The sequence below is a fragment of the Erythrobacter sp. QSSC1-22B genome (assembly GCF_001678665.1).
Taxonomy (GTDB): domain Bacteria; phylum Pseudomonadota; class Alphaproteobacteria; order Sphingomonadales; family Sphingomonadaceae; genus Qipengyuania.
In genome coordinates this window covers 276,568-293,009 of the sequence record NZ_LZRP01000004.1, presented here as the reverse complement: position 1 = coordinate 293,009, position 16,442 = coordinate 276,568, and the positions used below count along the sequence as shown (strand labels likewise).

The window sequence follows — 16,442 nt, the reverse complement described above, 5'->3', positions numbered from 1 at the left end:
TCTTACTTCTCTGGCGTCTAACTCAGTGCCCGCTCGAATGGGTTCTGGCGCTGGAGCCGGCTTGGGCCCATTTTCGAAAGTGACACACATGTGACTTTCCTGCGATGGCCGGCGGAGGCATCTCTCTGAGCGCGGTTGCCGTTGTGGTCCGCAACCCATGACCAAAAGAGAGCCATCGAAAAAATGGCAAAGGTCACGATTGGGCCGAACCCATCGTACATCGCAAATTAGAACCATTGAATAATTCAACGAGAGAGAAGCTTCATGTCACATGAGATTAAGCCAGATTTGGGTCGAGAGATCCGCAAATATTCGCAAACGGCAGAATTCAAACTACGATCTTCGGGGAAGTACGGACGGCTTAGTTTCATTCTGTCCTTCGTTGAACAGGGGCAGGGCTGCGAATTCGAAATTGAAAATGAAGCGGTCGCCATTTGCGGAGAGGACATCCGCCAACAAGTTTATGACGCGGTGGTCGAAGGAATGAACCGCTACTGGATCCGTGATGAGGGCCATCTAAGGCCGCTGAAAACTGCGGCAAACTCCGCTACCGACACAGCCCCTGGCCTGACTGCATTGGAGCATGGCTTCGGAATCATCCGTGCTGCGCAGAACCTTAAACTGGCCTTCAATGAGGCGGGTCAGGACGGACGCGTAAGCTTCGCTAAGGCCTGCATCTGGTCCGGTCTCACTCAGCCCGATGAGATCGTCGCGGAAGCCTGCGCAATCGCCGGAGATCGCGTTGAGAGCGCCTTTGAAAGCCTCCTCATGGAGGGCGAGAACATCCACTGGCTTAAGTGTGTCAGTGGCAGCCTTGAGCTTATGACGGACGCGTGATGTTTGAAGGAAACAACGCTGGGGGGCCTTCGGGCCTCCCATTGCCATCGCAAGATTTCACGCCAAACTGTGCAACGGAGACCACCCCTTTCCCTGTTCGAATCGACCGCGGTGCCTTTCCCCACCAACCGGCAGAAGGCAGTTCCAAACTACCGAGCACCAAGGAAAACGTCGCTCACCTGCTGGAAACCACCAGCGTCAAGGTCCGCTACGATGTAATCAAGAAGCGCCTGCTCATCACGAGGGAGAATGAAGAGCTAAGCTTCAGCGATCTTATCGGGCTTGCCAACCTCAATGGTCAGAACGCCCCTTGGTTTGCGGATTTCGTCCGCGAGATAGGTGAAGCAAATCTCATTAATCCGGTAGCCGATTGGACTGTCAGCGTGCCCTGGGACGGCACGGATCGTCTGGCAGCAATCTATGCAACGGTTGTGGCAGATGAGGACTTTCCGGTCGGACTCAAATGCCTCCTCATTGACCGCTGGCTAAAAAGTGCAGTCGCGGCGGCCTTGAAGGAAGATTTCCGGACGCGCGGCGTACTCACCCTTCAGGGTTCACAAGGATGCGGGAAAACGAGCTGGATCGCGCGACTGGTGCCCCCGACACTCCGGGGTGAGCTTGTCAAACTCGACCACCATTTGAACCCACATGACAAGGATTCGGTCTTTATCGGAGTCAGTCACTGGATCACGGAAATCGGTGAGCTCGACAGTTCGTTCAGGAATGACGTGGCGCGTCTCAAGGGTTTCCTGACGAACGACTGCGACAAGCTACGCCTTCCTTATGCCAAAGCACCCATCGAAATGAAGCGGCGCACGGTCTTCGCGGCCAGCGTGAACGAGCAAAATTTTCTGATCGACCGAACGGGCAACAGTCGGTTCTGGACCATACCGGTCGACAGTCTGGATTATGAGCACCAGGTCGACATGCAGCAGGTGTTTGCCCAGCTCGCGAAGCAAATCGAGGATGGTGCGCGTTGGTGGCTTTCGCCTAGCGAGGAAGCCCTTCTCGAACAACACAATGAACGGTTCAAAGCCGTCAGCGTCATCGAAGAACGCCTGCTCGAGCACATGGATTGCGAACCCGCCAAGCCGAGATCCATGACTCCGATCGAAGTGTTGCGGACAATCGGCTTCAATCATCCCAGCAACCAGCAATGCCGGGAGTGTGGCGGAATCCTTCGCGCTCGCTTCGGCCAGCCCAAACGGATCAGGGGCAGGGAGCGATGGCAGGTGCCTCTCAAGTCGCCTGAAGGTGCTTGGCAGAAGCAAGATCCCGCGCAGGACGAGTACTAACCGCTACCCCCTCCCTCCCCCCAGACGAAAGCCATTGGACCGCAAGGGCAACCTGACGGGGTGGGGGGAGGGGGCCTCAACTGGCCAAAAACGTTGCTGTACCCAACCCGACGTCGCGCGGGCTACCCGGCGCAGGGACACCCACCCCCAAAAACGGGCCCGAGCTGCCCCCTCTGAGGCCGTCTCGGCACAAACTCGGCCCCGTCCGGGCCACCCCCATCGAACCCGCTTCTGCCGCCTAGCGGTATCATTAACATACGGATAAATAAGGATAAAACATGCCCATAGCAACTTTAGATGCGGCCTTTTGCGCGGCCGCCGAATGCCCAAGTCGCAAGAAGAAGATCGACTACTACGACAAGGAGCTGAAGGGCTTCGTCCTGGAAGTCCGCTCGTCCGGCGGCAAGAGCTATTACCTGCGTTACCTGGAGCCGAACGGTCGGCAACGTCAGCTGAAGATCGGCGGCTGGCAGGATGTCACGTTTGCCCAGGCCAAAAAGAAAGCCCAACTCCTGCGCTCTCAGGTTGTCTTGGGCGGTGATCCGCTCGGTGAGAGGAAGCGCAAGCGGCTGGTGCTGACCTATGCCGAACTTGCGCAGCAACATATCGACCATGCATCGACATACCAGAAGCGGCCGGAAAACACCGCGTCGGTCATCAACACGCACCTGCTACCGCGCTGGGGTCGCCTGCGCCTCGATGAGATCAAACAGCAGGATGTGGCCAAGTGGCTGTCTGAGCTACGGCAAGGGCTTGCCCCCGCCACGGTCGAGAAAATCCGTTTGATGTTGGGACGATCGTTCGAGCTTGCCAGACAGTGGGAGCTTGTCGGAGGCGACATCAACCCGGTGCGGGGCGTTCCTCGGTTCAAGTTCAGCAATGCCCGCGAGCGGTTCCTCTCCGGTCAGGAGGCCGAGCGGTTGCTGCAGGCGGCGGAGACCTCGTTCAATCCGCAGCTGAAGCCGATCATTCAGCTGCTGTTGCTGACCGGGGCTCGGAAGTCGGAGCTCCTGAAAGCTGAGTGGCGCAACGTCGATCTGGCGCGGAAGGCGTGGTTCATTCCGGATAGCAAGACCGGGAAGTCCCGCCACGTGCCCCTGTCGAAGTCTGCCATCGACGTTATCGAGAACCTGCCGGTGTTCGATGGCTGTCCGTACCTGCTGCCCAATCCGAAGACCCGCAAACCCTACGATACGATCAAGCGGGCTTGGGCAACGGCACGGGATGCGGCAAAGCTTGGGGACTTCCACCTGCATGACCTGCGCCACTCGGCGGCGTCGTTTATGATCAACGGCGGAATCGACCTGTTCACGGTGGGCCGCATCCTGGGGCATGCCGATCATCAATCGACGATGCGGTACAGCCATCTGGCGAATGACACGTTGATGGCGGCGGTTGAGGCCGGTGCGGCTGGTATGACGAAAGGGTCCAGCCGATGAGCCTAGCGGACCTGCACGCGCACTTGGTAAGCTCCGGCTGCAACAAGCATGAGGCTGCAATCACTCTGATCCAAGCGTGTCTCGATGAGGGGCCTCAGGCCGGAACCGAGCTGCGCAATACGTTGGCGGCGTTGGGCTACAATCGGGAACACGTCCGAAAAGTGCTTGAAACGAACGCGGGGTCTTCTCCGCAGCTGAGTGCATGGAACCGTCTTGATGCCGACCGCTATCAGGCACATCAATAACCTAATTCACCCCGGACTCGCTAGGCTTTCGCCGCGTGGGTTCGGGGACCTTTCCTTCTAATTTTTTTTTCGGGTGCAAGCCCAGTAAGTCTCCTCAGCGAAATCCGCACATGCTTAGCGGCCGAACACCCTTTCCCTTCCTTGACGTTCTATATATGTTCCGGCGCTGGAAAGGTGATCCTGTGATGACCGTTGAGATCGAACCCATGCCCGGCAGCCACCGTCTGCGCGTCACTGGCGACCTCGAAACTGTTCTGAGGGTACCCTTCGAGGACGATGATCGGTTCCTGCTCGGCGTCAGCGACGGGACCTTGTTGCTGGGAACCTACGACGACCGCCTGCGATGCGCATGGGAAGTGACGCGAGATGGGGCGGGCCGTGTTCGCGTCGATGGTGACCGCGTGGTCGTAGATTCGCCTGTGGAATGGGTCACCGCCTCCTTGTTCGACGCGAATGTGGCTGAACGGCCGGCGCCCGGAGCCCTGCCGCTGTTTCCTGACCTGGATAGATGGGCCTGAGCGCAGCCTCACTCGAGAGCGAACGACAGCCATTGCAGATTTTCGCTAAATAGTCGTTTTTCGGATGGCCTAACTGAATGAGCCCCGGCCCTGCATGGCTTGAAGCTGTGCGGGGCCGGGGGCCATTTATATATTCGGACTAGCGGTATTATATGAGCTGAATTGGCCGCTGCGAAAACCTTTTACGACGACCCACCAGGTTCGAAGGTGATGCCTTGGGCGAGGGGCAGATCTTCCGAGTAGTTGATCGTTGTGGTCTGACGACGCACGTATCCCTTCCAAGCGTCGGAACCACTTTCGCGGCCGCCGCCGGTCTCCTTCTCGCCGCCGAATGCGCCCCCAATTTCGGCTCCTGAAGGACCGATATTCACATTCGCAATTCCGCAGTCGGACCCTGCCGCCGAAAGGAAATGCTCTGTTTCGCGAAGGTCGGTGGACATGATCGACGAGGAAAGACCCTGTGGCACCGCATTCTGCAGTGCAATGGCGTCCTCAAGATCGCGGTACTTAAGTACGTAAAGGATAGGAGCAAAAGTCTCGCGACGGACAACGGCCGTTTGTGTATCAAGCTCGACCAGCGCGGGGTGAACATAAGCGGCTTCCGGGAAACTGTCGGTCAGCGCAGGCTCTCCACCCCATACAGTCGCGCCATCCTGTCGGGCTGCGTCGAGCGCTTCTCCCATCGCCTCGCGCGCCGCGTGGTCGAACAGCGGTCCGAGTAACGTTCCTTCTTCGAGCGGGTTGCCGATCGCGACGCTGCGATAAGCTGCTTTCACTCGTGGGATGAGCGCGTCGTAGATGTCTTCGTGAACAATCAGCCGGCGCAGGCTAGTGCAGCGCTGGCCTGCCGTGCCAACTGCTGAAAACACGATGGCACGCAAAGCGAGATCGAGATCGGCTGAGGGGCTCACAATCATGGCGTTGTTACCGCCCAGTTCGAGTAGCGATTTACCGAACCGATCGGCGACAGTAAGGGCAACCTCTCGGCCCATTCGCGTCGAGCCTGTTGCGGATACCAAAGCTATCCTTCGATCCTTGGACAGTGTTGCGCCGACCCCCGGCCCGCCAATCGCAGTCTGACACAGACCCGCGGGAGCGTCCGACCCGAACGCGGCACTGACCCGGTCGCAGATTTTCTGAACCGCCAAAGCGGTTAGCGGGGTCTTCTCCGAGGGCTTCCAAATAACTGGATTGCCGCAAACGATTGCGAGCGCAGCGTTCCAGCTCCAGACAGCTACCGGGAAGTTGAAGGCGGAAATGACCGCCACCGGACCCAGCGGATGCCATGTTTCGAGCATTCGGTGACCCGGACGTTCCGACGCTATGGCTCGCCCATAGAGCTGGCGCGAGATTCCAACGGCGAAGTCACAGATGTCGATCATCTCCTGCACTTCGCCTAGGCCTTCCTGCACGACCTTGCCGCAGTCCAGGGCGACAAGACGGGCGAGCGCTTCCTTTTCCTGTCGCAGCTCATTGCCCAGCAAGCGGACCCACTCGCCACGCCGGGGAGGTGGCACCAGCCGCCACGCCTCAAAAGCGCTGCGTGCTGTGTCAACCATCGCATCCAGGGTCTCTGGCGTGACAGTATTGAGATGGGCAATCGTTGAGCCGTCGACGGGGGTCGTGACAGGAAGATCGCCTCCTTCCAGATCAGACTCGGTCAGCCCGGCGGCCGCGAGCTCGGTTTTGTACGTCGAATTTCTCATTTTTTTTTCGCGCTTCCGATTCGAGCGTCGACTTCGGGGCATGCGCAAGAAAACCTTCCTGCGCATGCCCGATGACGTCTTGTTTAGCTTACTGATCCATCAAGGTGGGCTTTTCCCCGGGGAACAAAGCCACCCAATCGGCTTCGGCCTGGATCCGCGCAAAGTAGCTCCAACTATCGACGTTGATCGCACGCTTAAGCCAAGTGCGCGCCTGGTCGCGATCGCCTTTCAGCAAGTAGTAGTTGGCTAGGCTATAGGCAGTCGATGCGGCCATGCCATCCGCATCAGCAAAAGGCCGACCGCTGTCCTGCGCACTGAAGAAGGAGCCAGCGTCGCGATGGCCTTTGTACAGTTGAATGCCGTCAAAATAGTTGTCGGATCCACCCTCGGGATGGACCTGGAAAAGGGTCAGCTCATAGCCATCGAGGAGGTCGAGCGCTTCGTCCAGCCGACCTCCGCGTGCCAGTGAGAGAAACTCCCAATACGTGTTTGCAGTCCGTGCTTCGGGATCGAAACCGAAACCCGCCGCTTGGGAAGATTCCGCAAACCATTTCGCGGCGTTATCGAAGTCGTGCTTGGCAAAATAAGCCTGGCCCAGATGATAGTAGAGATAATACTGAACGACATCTGGCGTGCTGGGAAAATAGTCCGGGCCGAGCTTTTCGCGCTCGAGCGGAAGGTCCCCATAGAGTTCGGCGGCGCGCAGCCCGGTTTCAATCGATTTGTCAAATTCGCGCAGGGAGAACTGGCGATGCGCCAGATGGCGAAGCAACTTGGGAGAATTCGGATAGCGCTTGAGGGCTTCGCGATATACTTCGGCGGACTCGCGCGCATACCCTTGGTAAAAGAGTACACGGCCGTACCATGTGGCCGTGTCCACGGTCATGTTTGCCTCGAAAGCGGCCTTGGCGTCTGCGGCGGCTCGAGCAAGTACAGCCGAGTCGGCTACATTCTTGTTGCCGTCCGCCGGGGTCACCATCCGTTGCCCGAATAGCGACGTGCCCTGGAAGCTGCCACCTTCCTGCGCCATCACCGGCGCTGTAAGTAGCAGCCCGGCGCCAAGCGCCATGCTCAAAAACCTCTTTTTCATAGTCCCTCCAATCAATCTGCAAAACAGCAAAGAGAACGATATCGCGGCTCGTCCGGGCCAATATGCCACCCATACAAGATCGAAAGAAATTTCATATAGGAAAGTTTGCTAAAGCCACCGTTCGTGATGGGGCGCACCGGGCGGACCCCCGAGCATCGTTGTCTTCGCCTTGGAACCCGGCCGGACTATTGATTTCGAGTGGATGCGATAGGCTATTTATCCATTGTTTTGCAAAGACTGAGGTAACCTCCCTCGCAAAAAAGCGCTGGACGGACAGGTTATTTCTGATAGGAAAGAAATCTGACCGTAGGGCAATGGCAAAAATGCGAGCTCTGCTGAGCCATCAAGGGAGGGGTAATATGACCAAGTTGATGTCACGCCTAATCTGGCCGTCGATGATCGCCGCAGTGACCGTCGCGGGGCCCGCTTTTGCGCAAGCTGCAGATGAAAGCTTCGTCGATGCAAATGAGGAAGAGCTTTCCGAAGCTCCAGGTGCAGATACGGCGATCACCGTGATTGGATCGCGCCGGAAAGATCGGTCGATCACCGATACGTCGGTAGCAGTCGACGTAATTCAGCCTGAGGCGATCAGCACGACCGGCTATACAGATCTCAACGACGCGTTGCGCACGCTCGTGCCGGCCTTCAACGTCAAGAGGCTTCAGGGTAATGACGGTTCGTCCTTCGTGCGACCGGTCACCCTACGTGGCTCGCCACCCGATCACGTACTTCTGCTCCTCAATGGCAAGCGTCGGCACCGCGCCGCTGTCGTGCAGATCGGCACCGGTCATGCCACAACTTCTGGGTCTCAAGGCCAAGATTTCAATGTGTTCCCGCCGATCGCCTTTGAAAGATTGGAGGTCTTGCGAGATGGCGCATCGGCGCAATATGGCTCCGACGCTATTGCGGGGGTCGTGAACGTAGTTCTGAAAGATGACACCAGCGGCGGCTCGGTTATGGCTCAGGCCGGTAAGTACTATGACGTTGGTGGCGAGACCTATGACGTGCAAGGTCATCTTGCCTTCGGCCTCGGAGAGACCGGCTATTTGAACGTCAGCGGTCAGTACACGCATCAAAACAAGACCTTCCTAGGCGGCAAGAATGTGGGTGCTGAGGCACTTCGGGAAATGGGGGTTGCGGACGTACCGGTTCATACCGCCGGCAATGGCGAACCGTTTTACGAAGCTATCAAGACCGTCTGGAACGCAGGTGTCGGACTGGGCGGAGACTTGGAGGCCTACTCGTTTGGCAACTACCTGAAGTCCGATAGCTCCGTGACCTTCTTCTATCGCCAATCGATGGCTGCTGGCGGGTTGCCAGCGCATTCCACATTCCGTGATTCAGCATTCGACAACACGCCGGCATATCCTGAAACCTTCGATCTGCGTTCGATCTACCCGGGCGGCTTCACCCCGGAATTTGCGGGCGAAACCGAGGATTTCAGCATCGTCGGAGGCCTTCGTGACGATGAAGGTGCTTTCAACTGGGACGTTTCGGCCCGTCTTGGTAACAATCACATTGACTATAGAATCTACAATACGATCAACCCTTCGTTGGGTGCGGCTTCACCGACGAGCTTTGATCCTGGCGGCCTGACGCAGCGAGAGTTCCAGCTCGAGGGGGATGTATCGTACGGGATCCCCAACGGTATCTTCGCGAGCGATATCCTCGTTTTTGGCGGTGCCAGCTATCGCAAGGAGACCTACGAAATTACCGCAGGCGAACCGGCCTCCTACGAGGTGGGCCCTTTGCGCGATCTGCCAGTGGGATCGAACGGCTTCCAAGGCTTCAGTCCCGACATCGCGGGCAGCTTCACCTCAGACAGCTTTGCCTTCTTTGCCGAGACCGACGTTGATCTAACTCAAGCATGGAATATCGGTCTCGCGGGGCGGTACGAAGACTATGAACAGTTCGGTAGCAACTTTAGCTACAAGCTTGCCTCACGGTTTGAGCTGTCGGATCTGCTAGCTGTACGTGGCTCGGTGAGCACGGGCTTCCGCGCCCCGGCTGCTGGTCAGTTGTTCGGCACGAGCCAGACGTCGCAGATCAATGCGCAGAATCAGTTTATTCTGGACGCTGTGCTAATCCCTGGTTCGCCCGCAGCTCAGATTTTCGGCTCACAGCCATTAATACCAGAGACCTCGTTCAACATGTCGGCTGGGATCGTGGTCACAGGGGATAGTGGCTTCACCACGACGCTGGATTTTTACCAGATCGATGTCGATGACCGCCTCCTGTTAACCCCTCCAATCACCACGACGGCTGCGCAGCGCGGGGAACTCGCGGCGATTGGATTTACGAATGGCGCGTCGGTTGAACAAGTGCGCTTCTTTCAAAACCGGTTGGACACGCGAGTACGTGGCTTCGACCTGATCACGACTTATGGTTTCGACTGGGGCCCCGCATTCGAAACCAACGTGAGCCTTGCCGTAAACTACAATGAACAGAAGCTACGCACCGATCCGACTGAATTCTTCGGTGCCGGAACGATAACCGAGTTTGAGCGCGGTCTTCCGCGGTGGCGCGGCAATCTGACCCTTAATAACGAGTTTGGCGACTTCCAGATAATGACGAGGGCAAATTACTATGGCAGCTGGCGACGCCGTAACGGGAACGAATTCCTTGAGCGCGAGCCTGCTGTTTTGTTCGACGCAGAGATTACCTATACTGGACTAGAAGTCGTAGACCTTAGTCTGGGGGCACGGAATCTCTTCAACAAATTTCCGCCTGATCGCGGAGAGGGCTTGAAGCGTGTTGGTCTTATTTACGATAATCACAGCGTATTCGGAGTTAGTGGAGGGTTCTACTACCTCAATGCAAAAATAGATTTTTAATCCTCGCGAAGGTCCAAGGCCCGATCGGTGAGGGGCATGATGTGAAATCATTCGTGCCCTTGCCGATCGGGAAATCCTGTGCGCATTATATCGCCTTTGCCGGGCCAGCAGAGCCGGCGAGTCTCTGCAAGACCGGATCAACGTCTCAGCGCTGTGGAGAAGAACTTGAGCACGGCAAAGAATGAACCGGCGGAATATCTGAGCGAAATCCGCGGGCCACGCCGCCGGCGGACGACGACTTTTCACCTCGGTGAACGCATCCGACAATTGCGGCGTGACCGTAAATTGACGCTCGAGGAAGCAGGCAAGCTCACCGAATTGGCTGCCTCGACCCTTTCAAAGATCGAAAACGACCAAATGTCGCCGACCTTCGACGTTGTCCAGAAGCTCGCGCACGGGTTCGACATCGACATCACCGATCTTTTCGAGAGTGACAATGGAAGCCGACCCGGCAGCCGCCGCAGCGTCACACTCAGCGGTACCGGGCGATTGATGGAGACTCCCGTCTATCACCATCGATTGCTGGCGTCGGAGCTGAGCCATAAAAAGATTCTGCCCTTCATCAGCAAAATTAAGGCGCGCGGTCTCGAAGAATTTTCTGACTGGGCCAGTCATGAAGGCGAAGAGTTCCTCTATGTCCTAGAGGGTGAGGTCTGTTTCCACACCGAACATTATGAGCCGGTCCGGCTGGGTAAGGGCGACAGTATCTACATTGACGCGAGCATGCGTCACGTCTGCTATTCCACGAGCGCAGAAGACGCGATGGTGATGTGGGTGAACACCGGCGAATAGCCTTCTTGCAATAAATTTCCCGATACGCTATTTCTTTGCCCATAGAAAAAACAGGTGAGGGAGATGCGCGATGGATAGACGGGGTTTCATTGGTTCTGGTCTTGCACTGGGGGTCTTGGCGGTTCCTGGGATGGCCGCCGCTGCATCGGAGCAGGGTGGCGCACCGACAGCGCGACCGCTGACCTTCGATGCGATGGGCGAAGTGCGGTTTAACTACTCACCCGAGCTGGTGCGCGAAATGCACGCCAGCGGGCTAGATGCGATCGCCGTGACGCTGTGCGATCCCAAACCTCGCGGGGACGCAGCCTATGACCTAGCAATGGATGCTGTGTTAGCGCACGATCGGCATATTGCTCAGCACCCTGAGCTGTTCCGCAAGGCGACGAGCGTCGCTGATATCGAGCGAGCGCGCGAAGCGGGCCAGATCGCAGTCTACTATCTTCTCCAAAATAGCACCCACTTTGGACCCGATCTCGACAATGTCGATGTTTTCTACAACCTTGGCGTTCGCACCTCCCAGATCACCTACAATCACCAGAACTGGGCTGGTTCCGGGTGCAAGGAATTGGGGTCAAATGGCCTGACCGTCTTTGGTCGCGAATTAGTTGAACGAATGAATGCGCGCGGAATGCTGATCGACCTGTCGCATTCCAACATGCGCACGATGGCCGACACGATCGAATATTCCAAGGTCCCGGTGGTCATTACGCACACTGCTTGCATGGCCGTGCACAGCAACGAGCGAAATACCACCGACGAGAATATGCGGCGCCTTGCGAACAAGGGCGGAGTGGTTGGTATCTGCCAGATCCGCCCGTTTCTCACTGACAAGCGTGAAGGTGCGCTGGCCGACTATTTTCGCCACATCGATCATGCAATCCGTGTGGCGGGTGTCGATCACGTGGCGATAGGTAGCGATCGCGATCACCGCCGGATCGAAATGTCCGACGAGTACATGGCCGAGCTTAAGCGAGAAGAAGGTGCAAATTTCAACCCAGCAGACTGGCCTCTCTTCATTGACGAACTGAATGGTCCGCGCCGTATGGAGGTAGTTTGGGACGGCGTCCGCAAGCTCGGCTATGGCGAGGCGGCGGTAGAGAAGGTGATGGGTGAAAACCTGCGCCGCATATACACCGAGGTGGTCGGATGAGCGCGCGGCTGTGCGCCGCATTCTCCGTACTTGCTTTAACGCTGTCGTCCACGTCGCTCGCACAGAGTCCGGTTCCTGCAGACACAGCTGCGGCTGGGTTTTGCCAACGCACTTTGATCGGCACGCCTTTGCGCACGCCAGACTTCTCGCCTGAACTGCGCGAACGGCTGGACCAGGATATCGCGATTGCAGAAGCCGCGTTGCGGATAGCACCCGATCGCGAGGAGAGTTTCTTCTGGCTGGGACGGAGGCTCGGTTATGCCGGGCGCTTTTGTGACGCTATCGATGTCTTTACGCAGGGTCTCGAACGCTTTCCAGATAGCTACCGTCTGTTGCGATATCGCGGACGACACCTGACGCGAGTCCGTCAGTTCGATTTTGGTCTAGCAGACTACGAGCGCGCAATGGAGCTAATGAGCGGCGAGCCCGACAGCTTCGAACCTGACGGCCTCCCCAACGCACTTGGTTTGACTCTCGGAACCTACAAGTCAAACATCATCTATTATCACGCGCAGACCAGCTTTGCGGTCGGTGATTATGACCGAATGGCGGAAGGTCTTGCTCGTGCATATGCGTTGGTGCCCGCATTCGCACGCGATGACATGCTGCCACCGACGGCATTTTGGACCTATCTTGCCTATCGGAAGATGGGCGAGGATGCGAAGGCGCGCCGTGCGGTGTCTGAAATTCCGGCCGACCTGAACCTTACGGAAAACCAAGAGTACCACCGTGCAGTGAAGCTTTTGCAGGGACGGTTGAAGCCTTCCGACCTCACAGAGGACGATGGCACCTTAGTCAAATTTGCGCTCGCGATGGAACGTCGCTTCACCGGTGAGGAAGCCGAAGCGGTCAGGCTATTGCGTGAGCTCGTGACAGAAAACGAGCAGGGCTTCTGGCCTGCTGAGGTGGAGCTGGCCGACCCACACCGCAAAAGTCGGCGATAGCGCCTTTGCGCCCTTGGGGCGCGGGTGTTTCCGATCTCCGACGATTTTAAACGAAGAGAGATATTGGCGATGAGCATAACTACTGGCGACCAGCCGCAATTCAGGTGGTCCTCGCGCCTCTCCTTTGTGTTCGCAGCAAGCGGCTTCGCGATCGGACTGGGGAATATCTGGCGTTTCCCTTACATGACCGGCGAGAATGGCGGCGCCGCCTTTCTGCTAATTTATCTAGTTTGTGCTTTCGGGATCGGAATGCCGCTTATTATGGCGGAGCTGATGCTTGGGCGACAGGGGAAGCGCGGAATTGTCGGATCGCTGCGCGCGGTAGCCGCGCAGAGTAGAGCAAGTCAGCGTTGGAGCTGGATTGGCGCGTTGGCCTTGCTCGCGACCTTCGCTATCCTTGCTTACTACGTCGTGATCGCAGGTTGGACGCTCGACTATGTGCTGCGGCTGGCTGAAGGCGAGTTCACTGGCGTCGAGCGGGAGGGCTCTACCGCGGTGTTTGCGTCGCTAATGGAAAGCCCATGGCGGATGCTTGCTTGGACTTTGGTCACCGTTGCCGTCACCGGCCTCGTCGTGGCACGCGGCATCAAGGGCGGAATCGAGAAAGTCACGAGCATCATGATGCCGGTGTTCTTCGTCGGACTCATCCTCCTCTCTTTTTACGCGCTGGTATTTGGCGACATGGCGAGCGCGCTCGAGTTTCTCTTCGTACCTGACTTCTCGAAGATCGACAGCACCGTTGTGGCAATGGCAGTGGGCCAAGCGTTCTTCTCGGTCGGTGTAGGGTTTGGTACGATGGTGAGCTTCGGCTCCTATCTGGACGAGGATGTTTCGATTGCCTCGACGGCAGGAATAATTGTTGCTGCAGATACAGCGGTGGCGCTCGTTGCCGGATTGACCATCTTCCCCTTCGTTTTTCAGTATGGACTTGAGGTGACCTCCGGTCCGGGCCTGGTTTTCGAGACGCTCCCCGTGGCCTTTGGCGCAATTCCGGCTGGCCAATTCGTGGGCGTGGTATTCTTCGCGTTGCTGTTCATCGCCGCAATTACGTCCTGCGTTGGGCTTCTCGAACCACTCGCCAAACGGGCAATGAACATGTTTAGCGTTCGCCTGCCGACGGCGGCGATTGTTGTGAGCGCGCTTATCGCTGTAGTCAGCGTGGGAACCGTACTTTCGTTCAATCACTGGGCCGATTTCCACCCACTTAATTCAATCGGCGTCCTAGCCGATGCAACGATCTATGTCGTCCAGGATTATATCGCAGTAAACATCCTCCTCCCATCGGCCGCGTTGCTAATCGCTTTGTTCGTCGGATGGGTTGCCCGGAAAGAAACATGGGAAGAGCAGTTGGCGACGAGCGGGCGTTTTGCTGCTTTGGCGTTCCTACCAATCATGCGCTATGTCGTGCCGCTCGCGATCGGCTCGATCCTAGTTCTCTCTATACTAAGCTGAAATTTGCTGCGTGCCATTCAGTGCCAGTCTAGATCCAAAGCGCAGGTCCAGCGGAGGTCGCATTCCGGCCGATGATCCGACCAAAGCACTTTGGCTAGGAAAAGGTCGTCGCACACAAACTAGCGCCTTTGGGTCGTCCGTGGGTCGCGCCGCGCAAAAGGATCCTCAGATGCATCAACCATCTGAAATATATTATTTTATCTCTCAGCTTACCCTTAATTCGTAATGATGGGGTCAGCAGTTCGAGTCTGCTAAGCGGCACCACCACTTCCAGTAGGATAATCCCAAGCTTCCAGCGGAAGGGCCGTTCGGCTGGTCGCGAGTTTGGGTCCTGTCTGGGGCGCTTTAGGTAGGAAACTTGGCTCCATCCACGCGAAAGCTACGCAAACCATGGCCTCTAAACTTTCTGAAGTTTGCCGCCTTTGAGCGGCAGCTTTTGGGATGCTGGAGTTGGACGCTGAATGACCGATACTGGGGTGGATAGCTTCCGGTCTCTTTTCAGGAGCCCGGCCCAACAAAGCTGTCATTGGGCCAACAGCATCCTCGGCAGCGACTCGCTCTCATCTCTGAGGTTTTCGGAGTCCGGGGAGCCTTGGATCCTCCGCCGAACCATAGGCAACGAAGCCCGGCCTGCAGCGGCAGGCCGGGCTCACGGGTGGTTTGGCTTAGGCCTTAGCGGCGCAGCTGGCCGCGGATCGCCCCGTTGGGATATTGGGCGGTGTGGACGTTGACGTAGAACGCCTGCGGATTGTCCTCGATACGATCTTGGGTCCATTCTGCGCCATCGGTGCAACCCTTGTAGCCGCCCTCATTGGTAGGGCGGAGGGGGAAGACCGGAGGGCCGTTGGTCCCAGCCGCGCCGACATGGATATGCGCAGCCGTTATCGGACCAATTCCGCTGATATCGTTGAGGTCCCAGCAGACCTGCCCGAAGCCGTCCGAGATCGAGATTTCCGCGCGGCCTGCGCCGTCAGGATCGCCGCCGCCGACTTCCTGCGCGCCGGTCAGTGTAGCGTAATAGGTATCAACCGTTTCTTCGGCGATGGTTTCTTCCAGCGTGGCACAGCCAGCCAGCGCGGCACTGCCGACCAAGGTCGCAAGTAATGGGAGCTTGTTCATTTTCATGACGGTTCCTCTCGGTTGTTGCGCTAAACGCGCGTCCCTCTTGGGGGCCCGAACCTTTATTGATGCCTTCGGGTTCCTCGCCTGCCCAAGCGTCTACGATATTTTGCTATTACAAGGAATGATCAGGTCTTTGGAACTTCGAGGGGCGCTCACGATTGGTTAGGTGAAAATATTCACCGTCAATCAGGAGTTTGCTCATGAAGAAGACAGCCGTTACCCTTTCACTTGCTGCCGCACTCGCCTCTACGGCCTGCACGACCTATGGCAACGATTCGTACGACGGCGCAGCCGCAGCCGATGCAATGGCAGGCGACCCCACGATGATTTCGGTCAATGTTGTAGAGACGATCGTCGCCTCGCCGAACCACACCACCCTGCAAAGCCTCGTTAAGAGCGCTGGATTGGTCGAAACCCTCTCAGGCGATGGCCCGTTCACTGTTTTTGCGCCAACCGACGCGGCTTTCGATCGAGTACCGTCGCAAACCGTAAATGCGCTCATGCAAGCATCCAATCGCGAAATGCTGCGCGGCGTTTTGACGTATCATGTCGTTCCGGGGCGCTACTCCGCGCAAGATTTGACGCAGCGCATCCGGAGCGGCGGCGGAACCGCCACGCTTACTTCCGTGCAAGGGACACAGCTAAGGGCGACCCTAGAAGGCAATAACGTGAAGATTACAGACGCAACCGGGGCATCCGCTTATGTAGAAAATGCAGACATCCTGAACTCGAATGGCATTATCCATTCCATCAACGGTGTTCTGATGCCTCGTAGCTGAGCTTCAGCACGATAGCGCAACTCAAGGCCGCGTCTGCAGAGGGCGCGGCCTTTTGGATCCAGGTCGGAGCGCAATCTTGGCATTTCCCGAGTTTCCTCGGCACGAGCCGGACCTATGGCGATTGTCGGCATCCCACTGTCGGCATCCCACCCAGTTTGAGCCATTCCCGGTAGTCGTCCACGATCCCAGGACCGGTCAGGCAGCTTCGGCCCGGATATTCCCAGAAGCCGCATTTCATT

The 16,442-nt window shown here is 57.4% G+C and carries 13 protein-coding genes; 10 read left to right on the top strand and 3 right to left on the bottom strand.

The window, feature by feature from the left end:
* Positions 1-264 precede the first annotated feature (264 nt).
* The 4 genes from A9995_RS09025 to A9995_RS09005 all read left to right on the top strand — a co-directional run bounded on the left by A9995_RS09025 (position 265) and on the right by A9995_RS09005 (position 4,334).
* Complete coding sequence (locus tag A9995_RS09025; RefSeq protein WP_067611743.1) at positions 265-837, top strand: hypothetical protein; 573 nt, start codon at positions 265-267, stop codon at positions 835-837.
* Positions 837-2,132 (top strand): VapE domain-containing protein, encoded by a 1,296-nt coding sequence (locus A9995_RS09020; protein WP_067611740.1) that lies wholly within the window; start codon positions 837-839, stop codon positions 2,130-2,132. Before A9995_RS09025 ends, A9995_RS09020 begins: the two co-directional genes overlap by 1 nt.
* Positions 2,133-2,410: 278 nt before the next feature.
* Positions 2,411-3,571, top strand: coding sequence for a site-specific integrase (locus tag A9995_RS09015; protein WP_067611737.1), 1,161 nt, complete (start codon positions 2,411-2,413; stop codon positions 3,569-3,571).
* Positions 3,572-4,001: 430 nt separating this feature from the next.
* Positions 4,002-4,334, top strand: coding sequence for a hypothetical protein (locus tag A9995_RS09005; RefSeq protein ID WP_067611874.1), 333 nt, complete (start codon positions 4,002-4,004; stop codon positions 4,332-4,334).
* 182 nt (positions 4,335-4,516) lie between these two features.
* On the opposite strand, the gene A9995_RS09000 is transcribed toward A9995_RS09005, so the two are convergent.
* Both A9995_RS09000 and A9995_RS08995 read right to left on the bottom strand, forming a co-directional pair.
* Positions 4,517-6,040: an aldehyde dehydrogenase family protein gene (locus A9995_RS09000; RefSeq protein ID WP_067611871.1), complete on the bottom strand. Its 1,524-nt coding sequence runs from the start codon at positions 6,038-6,040 to the stop codon at positions 4,517-4,519.
* An 88-nt stretch (positions 6,041-6,128) separates the two neighbouring features.
* Positions 6,129-7,130 (bottom strand): lipopolysaccharide assembly protein LapB, encoded by a 1,002-nt coding sequence (locus A9995_RS08995; RefSeq protein ID WP_145916880.1) that lies wholly within the window; start codon positions 7,128-7,130, stop codon positions 6,129-6,131.
* 359 nt (positions 7,131-7,489) lie between these two features.
* Here A9995_RS08995 and A9995_RS08990 point away from each other — a divergent pair, with 359 nt between their 5' ends.
* From A9995_RS08990 to A9995_RS08970, 5 genes are all read left to right on the top strand, one after another.
* The gene (locus A9995_RS08990) at positions 7,490-9,964 is read left to right on the top strand and encodes a TonB-dependent siderophore receptor (protein ID WP_168157370.1); all 2,475 of its coding nucleotides are present in this window, start codon (positions 7,490-7,492) and stop codon (positions 9,962-9,964) included.
* Positions 9,965-10,129: 165 nt separating this feature from the next.
* On the top strand, positions 10,130-10,756 hold the full coding sequence (locus tag A9995_RS08985; RefSeq protein WP_168157369.1) for a helix-turn-helix domain-containing protein: 627 nt from the start codon (positions 10,130-10,132) through the stop codon (positions 10,754-10,756).
* A gap of 70 nt (positions 10,757-10,826) precedes the next feature.
* Positions 10,827-11,906 (top strand): dipeptidase, encoded by a 1,080-nt coding sequence (locus tag A9995_RS08980; protein ID WP_082992599.1) that lies wholly within the window; start codon positions 10,827-10,829, stop codon positions 11,904-11,906.
* Positions 11,903-12,850, top strand: a complete 948-nt coding sequence (locus A9995_RS08975; protein ID WP_145916879.1) for a hypothetical protein — start codon at positions 11,903-11,905, stop codon at positions 12,848-12,850. The genes A9995_RS08980 and A9995_RS08975 overlap by 4 nt, the downstream gene beginning before the upstream one ends.
* 69 nt (positions 12,851-12,919) lie before the next feature.
* Complete coding sequence (locus tag A9995_RS08970; RefSeq protein ID WP_082992598.1) at positions 12,920-14,302, top strand: sodium-dependent transporter; 1,383 nt, start codon at positions 12,920-12,922, stop codon at positions 14,300-14,302.
* Positions 14,303-14,974: 672 nt separating this feature from the next.
* Here the strand turns inward: A9995_RS08970 and A9995_RS08965 are convergent.
* Positions 14,975-15,427 carry a CHRD domain-containing protein gene (locus A9995_RS08965; RefSeq protein WP_067611718.1) on the bottom strand — a complete coding sequence of 151 codons (453 nt, stop codon included), beginning with the start codon at positions 15,425-15,427 and terminating at the stop codon, positions 14,975-14,977.
* A 197-nt stretch (positions 15,428-15,624) separates the two neighbouring features.
* On the opposite strand from A9995_RS08965, the gene A9995_RS08960 reads away from it, so the two are divergent.
* Positions 15,625-16,203, top strand: coding sequence for a fasciclin domain-containing protein (locus A9995_RS08960; RefSeq protein ID WP_067611864.1), 579 nt, complete (start codon positions 15,625-15,627; stop codon positions 16,201-16,203).
* The last annotated feature ends 239 nt before the right edge of the window (positions 16,204-16,442 follow it).

Coding starts and splice junctions, on each gene's coding strand:
- A9995_RS08995 (WP_145916880.1), bottom strand. CDS start 7,130: ATGAAAAAGAGGTTTTTGAGCATGGCGCTTGGCGCCGGGCTGCTACTT.
- A9995_RS08965 (WP_067611718.1), bottom strand. CDS start 15,427: ATGAAAATGAACAAGCTCCCATTACTTGCGACCTTGGTCGGCAGTGCC.
- A9995_RS08980 (WP_082992599.1), top strand. CDS start 10,827: ATGGATAGACGGGGTTTCATTGGTTCTGGTCTTGCACTGGGGGTCTTG.
- A9995_RS09025 (WP_067611743.1), top strand. CDS start 265: ATGTCACATGAGATTAAGCCAGATTTGGGTCGAGAGATCCGCAAATAT.
- A9995_RS09000 (WP_067611871.1), bottom strand. CDS start 6,040: ATGAGAAATTCGACGTACAAAACCGAGCTCGCGGCCGCCGGGCTGACC.
- A9995_RS08960 (WP_067611864.1), top strand. CDS start 15,625: ATGAAGAAGACAGCCGTTACCCTTTCACTTGCTGCCGCACTCGCCTCT.
- A9995_RS09015 (WP_067611737.1), top strand. CDS start 2,411: ATGCCCATAGCAACTTTAGATGCGGCCTTTTGCGCGGCCGCCGAATGC.
- A9995_RS08990 (WP_168157370.1), top strand. CDS start 7,490: ATGACCAAGTTGATGTCACGCCTAATCTGGCCGTCGATGATCGCCGCA.
- A9995_RS08970 (WP_082992598.1), top strand. CDS start 12,920: ATGAGCATAACTACTGGCGACCAGCCGCAATTCAGGTGGTCCTCGCGC.
- A9995_RS08975 (WP_145916879.1), top strand. CDS start 11,903: ATGAGCGCGCGGCTGTGCGCCGCATTCTCCGTACTTGCTTTAACGCTG.
- A9995_RS09005 (WP_067611874.1), top strand. CDS start 4,002: ATGACCGTTGAGATCGAACCCATGCCCGGCAGCCACCGTCTGCGCGTC.
- A9995_RS09020 (WP_067611740.1), top strand. CDS start 837: ATGTTTGAAGGAAACAACGCTGGGGGGCCTTCGGGCCTCCCATTGCCA.